The organism is Alicyclobacillus mali NBRC 102425 (genome assembly GCF_001570745.1).
Taxonomy (GTDB): Bacteria; Bacillota; Bacilli; order Alicyclobacillales; family Alicyclobacillaceae; genus Alicyclobacillus; species Alicyclobacillus mali.
In genome coordinates, this window is sequence record NZ_BCSG01000002.1 from 1 (window position 1) to 6,825 (window position 6,825).

The window sequence follows — 6,825 nt, forward strand, 5'->3', positions numbered from 1 at the left end:
TCACGAAACCGCGGCTCGCGCTGGCGATGGCAGGTGCAAAAAATCCGCCGCGAAGACTTGACTTCCCTCGCGAGGCCATGGTAATGTACTGAATGCGCGCGGCGCCATCGAATGAGATGGCGAGCCGGCGCAGGTCGCGGAGGGGTACCAAAGTGGCCAAATGGGGCGGACTGTAAATCCGTTGCGTAATGCTTCGCAGGTTCGAATCCTGCCCCCTCCACCAGCCCAACGCTTGCGCGTTGGGGTTTGCTTTACCTTCGGTCGGTGTGGTGAGTGTGGCGAAGGGGTTAACGCACCGGATTGTGGTTCCGGCATGCATGGGTTCGAATCCCATCACTCACCCCAAATGCTGGGGAATAGCCAAGTGGTAAGGCAGCGGTTTTTGGTACCGCGATCGAAGGTTCGAATCCTTCTTCCCCAGCCACGCACGGCGCAGTTGAGACGCGCCCTTCGGCGCCGCCGGGGGCGCGTCCTTTGTGGGGGTATAGCTCAGTTGGGAGAGCACCTGCCTTGCAAGCAGGGGGTCGTCGGTTCGAATCCGGCTACCTCCACCACACATTCCTCGATAGCTCAGCGGTAGAGCATCCGGCTGTTAACCGGAGGGTCGCAGGTTCGAATCCTGCTCGGGGAGCCAACTCGGCCCCATGGTCAAGTGGTTAAGACACCACCCTTTCACGGTGGTAACGGGGGTTCGAATCCCCCTGGGGTCACCAGTGCCCAGGCATGAAAGTGCCTGGGCGTCCGTTTCTCAAACGAACCATGCAGCGAATTGACGCGGGGTGGAGCAGTTGGCAGCTCGTCGGGCTCATAACCCGAAGGTCGCAGGTTCGAGTCCTGCCCCCGCAACCACGCGGCTCGGTAGCTCAGTCGGTAGAGCAGAGGACTGAAAATCCTCGTGTCGGCGGTTCGATTCCGTCCCGAGCCACCACCTTCTTCAGCTCACGGCCTTCGCACCAAGTTGTACGCAACAGGCCCTTCCGGCGTCTGCATGACCTCAAACGCGACGTGATCGCCCGCGCGGACGCGCCCCCGTCCAACACCATCCGCGGCGTCAAACGGCAAATCCCATCCGCCTCGCACGCGAAGAATTCCTTGCCGGCCATTCGGATGAACAAAGCAGATGACGCCCCTCTGCACCTTTTCACCACCTTCGTTTTCTGCGCGTGTCGTCTACAATATTCCCGTTCCATCACGATTCCCTTCCATCTCGCCTCGTGTCAGAGGAGGCCAAGCCATGAGCACACCCAAAGACCGGTCGGAAGCATGGGAACGCTGCGTTGAAGCCGTGCGGGAGGCCGCGGATATCGCGTCGACCTTCGATGGCCGCCTGTCGCACGAGCCCATGGACGGCGGCGTCAGGCTCGTGTTTTCACACCCCGGGCAGGCCAAACGCTCGTTCACCATCGCGGTGAGCGGACATGAACACCAAGTGCGCATCGACGCGCGCGCTGAGGAAGGCGAAGCAAAGGTTTTTGTGTACGAAGGGCCGCCGAAACCGGCGGCCGTGATGCAGGCGGCCATGCAGGCCATCGGGCGCTGGTATGGCGCAGAGGTGCGGCGGTTGGGGAACGTTTGAAGACGAGGGCACACAGCTCTCGCAACGTGTAAGGCGCGGCGCGCGGAAGGATCCGCGGCCATGCGCCGCCGTCCGCGCGCGGCGAGTACCCACGCCTATTTGGCCACGCGCATCTCGCCGCGAAGCATGGTGACCGCGTGACCGCCCACCCAGGCGCGCATCGGTGGGCCCGCCTCCACGCGCGCCAGAATGAGGCCCGGGCGCCCGAGATTGGCGCCCTGCTCGAATGCCATCTCTCCCGCCGGGACGGCGCCGCGATGCGCTAACAAACACGCCAGCGCGCCCGCCGCCGTGCCTGTGTGCGGGTCTTCCGCGACGCCGACTGCAGGCGCGAAGTCGCGCGCCACGGCGACGGCCGACGGATGGGCCGGATCGAGCGCGTACACGTGAACGCAGATGGCGCCGAGCCGCCTCGACACCTCGCGCAGGCGCAACGTATCCGGCGTCAGGGCAAACAGAGCGTCGCGAGACTTCACCGGCACCATTGCCTGCCAAATGCCGGTCGACGCCAGCGCAAACGGCAGCTCTCCGTCGAGATCGTCCTCGCCAAGCCCGAGCGCCTGCAGCAGCGCGACGCGGACGTCGTCCGGCACCTCGCGAAACTTCGGCTCGGCCTGGCGCATCCAGACCGGCCCCTCCTCGTCAATCCGCATGGGCAAGATTCCCGCCCGCGTCTCCGCCACGATGTCGCCGACGATGTCCTGTCGCTCGCGGAGCAGATGGAGCGCAGCGATGGTCGCGTGCCCGCAGAGGTCCACCTCCGCCTCCGGCGTGTGGTACTGGAACCGGAACCTGTCCCGCTCGTACCGGAACACAAACGCCGTCTCCGAGCAGTTCATCTCGCGCGCGATTCGCTGGCGCAGATCTCGCGGCAAGTCTCCACCGTCGATCACGACCCCGGCAGGATTGCCCGAAAATGGTTCTTCGGTGAACGCGTCCACCTGAAACACTTCGATCTCTCGCACCGCCATCGCTCCTTGGTCACTTGTTTGAACGCCAGATCGAAAGGATCAGCAAAAAGAGCAGAAACAGCCCGACCGCCACGCCGACCTCGGTCGTCGGAAAGGACCAAAGCCCCGCCGGCGATTTCTTCAGCACCGTCGCAATGAGCAGCCCGGTCATGAAAATGCTGAACGCGAGCAGCGTGATGCTGAACGACAGCCTGTTCCCGATGCGAACCAACTGCCGTGTGAGCGTATCCAATTCAGCCATTTCGAGCTCGATGCGGATTTTCCCTTGCCGCCAGTGGCGCAGGATGTCGATCACGTGGCGCGGCACGTCGCTCAGAAACTCCAGCCCCTCGACGGCGCCGCGCGCAAGATAGGAGGCAAAGTGGCGAGGGCGCACGCGATCCTTGAGCAGGGCGCGGCCAAACGGTTCGGCGATGTTGAGGATGCGGAAAGTCGGATCGAGCCCCTCCACGACGCCCTCGATGGTCACGAGCGCCTTGCCGACGAGCGCGAGATCGGACGGAATGCGGACGCGGTGGCGGTAAGCGACGGCGAACAGTTCGCTCACGGCCTCTCCCAGGCTGATTTGGGTGAGCGGGATTTCGTAATATTTTTCGCGCAGATGATCCACGTCGCGGTATAACCGGTGTTCGTCGATGTCGTGCGGCACCACGCCCATCCTGTTCAGCACGCGCACAATGGCGCGCGTGTCCCGACGCATGAGGGCGATGACGAGCGCGGCCAGATGCTGTTTCATCTCGCTCGACAGCCTACCCACCATACCGAAATCCATGAACAGGATGCTGTGATCCGGCAGAACCGCGAGATTGCCCGGATGCGGATCCGCGTGAAACACGCCGTGAACAAGCATCTGCGTGAGCACAGCGTGCGTCACGCGCCTGGCGATCTCGTCCGTCCGATAGCCCTTTTCGATGAGCTCGTCCCGGTGCTGCAGTTTGATACCCCGCACGTACTCCATCGTGAGCACGCGCGGGGTTGTGTACTCCCAGTAGATTTCCGGAATCCGCACATCCGCATCGCTTTCGTGCACGCGCCTCAGGCGGTCGGCGTTGTGGGCCTCGACCGTGTAGTTCAGCTCGTTCAGGAGCGTGTGACGAAATTCCTCGACCACGGCCGTCAGCTCATAGTGAGACGCCCACTCGAAGTGGCGCTCGGTCAGGCGGGCGAGGTCCATGAGAATGTCGAGATCGATCTCAATTTTCCGGCGAATGTCCGGGCGCTGAACCTTGACCGCCACCTCTTCTCCGTTCAACAGTTCGGCGCGGTGAACCTGGCCGATGGAGGCCGAACCGACCGGCTCCTCGTCGAACGCGCGGAAAACCTCGTCAAGCGGCTGACCGAGCTCGCCTTCCACAATCTTTCTGACCTCTGCAAACGGGACGGGCGGCACGTCGTCCTGGAGCTTGGCGAGCTGCTCGATGAGCTCTGGCGGAAACACGTCCGCGCGCAGGCTGGCGATTTGCCCGAGCTTGATGAATGTCGGTCCAAGTTTTTCAAGCACCACTCGGATCCGCTCATAGGTCGAAAGCGACTCCCGGTCCTCGCGGCCCGAGAAGAGCCGGCGAGGGAGCGAAAGCAGATCGACCAGCCCTATCTCGTCGATGAACCAACCAAAGCCATTGGCAACCAGAATCTGCGCGATGTCCTTATAGCGAGACAGATGGCGCACCCGCCGACCGAGCATGTGTCCTCTGACCATGGTCCACTCCTTTACGGCGAAAAGAAAGGTTGCGCCAACGCGCCGATCATCACGCCTGCGGTTCGCCGCCGTTGCCGAGCCGCAACTCGAGTTCCGCCACGCGCGCGTCGAGCCGCTCGATCATCGCGCGAAGCTGGCGGATTTCCGCGCGCAGCACCTCCTGATCTTCCCGGATGCCCAACTTGGTCAGCGTGCGCTGCACGTTGTCCTGAATAGAATTTTGGAACTCCGCGCGCTCCTTCTCCCCGCGTTCCACCAATTCCTGCACGAACTCCTTCGTCTGTTGGGGCGTCATGCGCTTCTCCTCAGCCCACTGCTTGGCGGCCTCGGCGATCTTCTCACTGCTGTAGGTGATAATCCCAATGCCCAAGTCCACCATCTTGCGAAACTGTTCTTCCACGTCCATCACGCGCACCTCCACATACATGCGTTTCCTCACCAGGATTTCTTTTAAGTGTATCACGCAAAGCTCGCGTTCGCTTCGAAAACCTGCCTATCTTGCGCCTCTTCCGTCATAAGCGCGGAGCGCCTCGATCTCGTCCTCCGTCAACCGCCGGTATTCGCCCGGCTGCAGGGCCGGATCGAGCGACAGCGGTCCCATGCTGATGCGCTTCAAAAACGTGACGCGCTTGCCGAGTGAGGCGAACATGCGCTTCACCTGATGGTATTTTCCCTCGTACACCTGAATGACCGCCTCCGACTCCGCGCCGGATCGCAAAATCTCAAGCTCGGCGGGCATGGCCATGTACCCGTCGTCCAGCTCCACACCTTCGGCCATCGCGCGCACGTCGTCTTCCCCAAGCGCGCCGCGCACGCGGACGAAGTAGCGCTTGGGCACGTGGCGCTTCGGCGCGAGCAGGCGGTGCGCCAGCGCGCCGTCGTTGGTGAGCAGAAGGAGCCCTTCGGCGTCCTTGTCGAGGCGACCGACGGGAAACACATCCCGCCAGATATCCTCCTCGTTCAACAGCTCGATCACGACTGGATCCCGCGGATCCTCGGTGCTGGACACGTAACCAGGAGGCTTATACATCATGAAGTACACGAGCGGCTCGTACGGCACCAGCTCGCCGTCCAATTCCAGCACATCCACGGCCGGATCTGCGTGCTTCGCGGCATCTTTCACCGTTTCGCCGTTCAGGCGCACGCGGCCTGCGCGGCAGAGCTTCTTGGCCTCGCTGCGCGTTCCATATCCGGCCGTGGTCAGCCATTTGTCCACGCGTATTGTCGACATCGTCCTGCCTCCATCACCATCGCTCCGCGGGCGGGTTGTGTCCTGCACTGGAAGCGGTACAATAAGATTAGCTCGTTCGCTTGGCGCGAACGGAAAGCGAGGTGTTGGTCATGCATGTGGCGACCATTGTCCTCATTGCGCTGTTGGCCGTCGTGGCTGTGTTCCTCGGCGTGATCGCGTTCGTCGCGCTGACGGTGTGGTGGACCTTTAAGCCTCTCCTGGACGTGCTCGGCAAGATTGCGCTCGCGCTCGATCTCGGCCGTTTCCTCTACCGCCACAACCGCAGGCAGGTCTTTCGCCGCGCGCGGCATCACGAATAACGGAGAAGTATTCGGCGCGCCTCAGGGCGCGCCTTTTTCGTCCTCGCTTGAGGTGAGCCATCGAAGCAGCGCGCGTGCCTCGTCCTCTATCTTCTCCACGCACTTCGCGGGATCCGGATCATGCACGAGCTTGCCATTCACGTAAGCGAAGGCTCGCACCTGGCACAGGCCGCAGGTGTTGGTGCAGTCCGTCTCCAGCACCGCCGCGCCTGGCAGCCGCTGCTCAATCTCCGAAAGCCACTCGGGGGCCAGCCGGTTGTTGGCACATACCTCGATCACGACAAGCCCATCCACGGCCCTTCCCTCCCGCACTCTACCCATATCCATTGTACACCTGTGCGCGTTCCCTTCGCGCGAGGCCCCTTCCCACGCCGATCCCAGCATACCCAGTCTCTCGCGCGCAAAGCGCCCTCCAATGAAAATTCAAGCTCGCCATGGAACACTGCGAATGAAGATGAGATGGCAGGAGGTTAAACCATGACGCCAGATGACAAAAAGCTTGCCAAGCTGGCGCGCGAACGAAAGATGCACCGCTGGCTCACAACCTTGTCCTGGTCCGTCCCCGCCGTGTCCTTTGGGGGCATGTTCACGATATGGCACGCCGTCGCGAAGAGTCCAGTGGCCTCTTCGCCCAAAGCGCAAGCCACCCAGTCCGCTCACACGGGAGGCACCCACGTGACCTCGGCGACGGGCCGAGCCACCGTCCGGACGGCGGCGGTTGCGGATCCGGTCGTGCTCCAGCAGGGTGACAAGGGCAGCAAAGTGTCGGCTCTGCAACAGTCGCTTTCGGCACTTGGCTTCTTCAACTACGCCATCACGGGAACCTATGGCCCCATCACGGCGGCGGCCGTCGAAGCGTTCCAGGCCGCTGAAGGGCTTACGCCGACCGGCGTGGTGGACGAGCGCACGCTCACGGCTCTGCAACAGGCCGTCAAGGCGCACGCCACCGGCGCCTTGACAGGTGGCTCATCCAGCAGTGGCTCATCCAGCAGCGGCTCATCCAGCAGCGGTTCATCCAGCAGCGGTTC

The 6,825-nt window shown here is 62.8% G+C and carries 9 protein-coding genes and 8 tRNA genes; 11 read left to right on the plus strand and 6 right to left on the minus strand.

Annotated elements, in window-relative coordinates:
- Positions 1-138: 138 nt before the first annotated feature.
- From AMA01_RS01255 to AMA01_RS01290, 8 genes are all read left to right on the plus strand, one after another.
- Positions 139-223 (plus strand) — tRNA-Tyr (locus tag AMA01_RS01255).
- Positions 224-269: 46 nt separating this feature from the next.
- Positions 270-345 (plus strand) — tRNA-His (locus AMA01_RS01260).
- 5 nt (positions 346-350) lie between these two features.
- Positions 351-424, plus strand: a tRNA-Gln gene (locus tag AMA01_RS01265).
- Between the two features lie 54 nt (positions 425-478).
- A tRNA-Ala gene (locus AMA01_RS01270) sits at positions 479-554 on the plus strand.
- 5 nt (positions 555-559) lie between these two features.
- Positions 560-634: transfer RNA gene (locus AMA01_RS01275), tRNA-Asn, on the plus strand.
- A 4-nt stretch (positions 635-638) separates the two neighbouring features.
- Positions 639-713: transfer RNA gene (locus AMA01_RS01280), tRNA-Glu, on the plus strand.
- 60 nt (positions 714-773) lie between these two features.
- Positions 774-849 (plus strand) — tRNA-Met (locus AMA01_RS01285).
- Positions 850-852: 3 nt separating this feature from the next.
- Positions 853-928 (plus strand) — tRNA-Phe (locus tag AMA01_RS01290).
- A gap of 11 nt (positions 929-939) precedes the next feature.
- Here AMA01_RS01290 and AMA01_RS01295 read toward each other — a convergent pair.
- Positions 940-1,137, minus strand: coding sequence for a hypothetical protein (locus AMA01_RS01295; RefSeq protein ID WP_067846153.1), 198 nt, complete (start codon positions 1,135-1,137; stop codon positions 940-942).
- Positions 1,138-1,234: 97 nt separating this feature from the next.
- Between AMA01_RS01295 and AMA01_RS01300 the strand changes: the two genes are divergently transcribed.
- Positions 1,235-1,576, plus strand: coding sequence for a hypothetical protein (locus tag AMA01_RS01300; protein WP_067846156.1), 342 nt, complete (start codon positions 1,235-1,237; stop codon positions 1,574-1,576).
- A gap of 95 nt (positions 1,577-1,671) precedes the next feature.
- Here AMA01_RS01300 and AMA01_RS01305 read toward each other — a convergent pair whose 3' ends face one another.
- From AMA01_RS01305 to AMA01_RS01320, 4 genes are all read right to left on the minus strand, one after another.
- Positions 1,672-2,541, minus strand: a complete 870-nt coding sequence (locus AMA01_RS01305) for a PhzF family phenazine biosynthesis protein (protein WP_067846161.1) — start codon at positions 2,539-2,541, stop codon at positions 1,672-1,674.
- A gap of 16 nt (positions 2,542-2,557) precedes the next feature.
- Positions 2,558-4,246 (minus strand): ABC1 kinase family protein, encoded by a 1,689-nt coding sequence (locus AMA01_RS01310; RefSeq protein ID WP_067846164.1) that lies wholly within the window; start codon positions 4,244-4,246, stop codon positions 2,558-2,560.
- A 49-nt stretch (positions 4,247-4,295) separates the two neighbouring features.
- Entirely contained in the window at positions 4,296-4,673 is a 378-nt protein-coding gene (locus tag AMA01_RS01315) for a phasin family protein (protein WP_067846167.1), read from the minus strand.
- A gap of 66 nt (positions 4,674-4,739) precedes the next feature.
- Entirely contained in the window at positions 4,740-5,477 is a 738-nt protein-coding gene (locus AMA01_RS01320) for a pseudouridine synthase (protein ID WP_067846170.1), read from the minus strand.
- A gap of 110 nt (positions 5,478-5,587) precedes the next feature.
- On the opposite strand from AMA01_RS01320, the gene AMA01_RS01325 reads away from it, so the two are divergent.
- On the plus strand, positions 5,588-5,797 hold the full coding sequence (locus AMA01_RS01325) for a hypothetical protein (protein ID WP_067846179.1): 210 nt from the start codon (positions 5,588-5,590) through the stop codon (positions 5,795-5,797).
- A gap of 21 nt (positions 5,798-5,818) precedes the next feature.
- Here AMA01_RS01325 and AMA01_RS01330 read toward each other — a convergent pair whose 3' ends face one another.
- Positions 5,819-6,091 carry a DUF1450 domain-containing protein gene (locus AMA01_RS01330; RefSeq protein ID WP_067846173.1) on the minus strand — a complete coding sequence of 91 codons (273 nt, stop codon included), beginning with the start codon at positions 6,089-6,091 and terminating at the stop codon, positions 5,819-5,821.
- 183 nt (positions 6,092-6,274) lie between these two features.
- Here AMA01_RS01330 and AMA01_RS01335 point away from each other — a divergent pair.
- The coding region (locus AMA01_RS01335; protein ID WP_067846176.1) for a peptidoglycan-binding domain-containing protein at positions 6,275-6,825 on the plus strand (551 nt) is incomplete at its 3' end.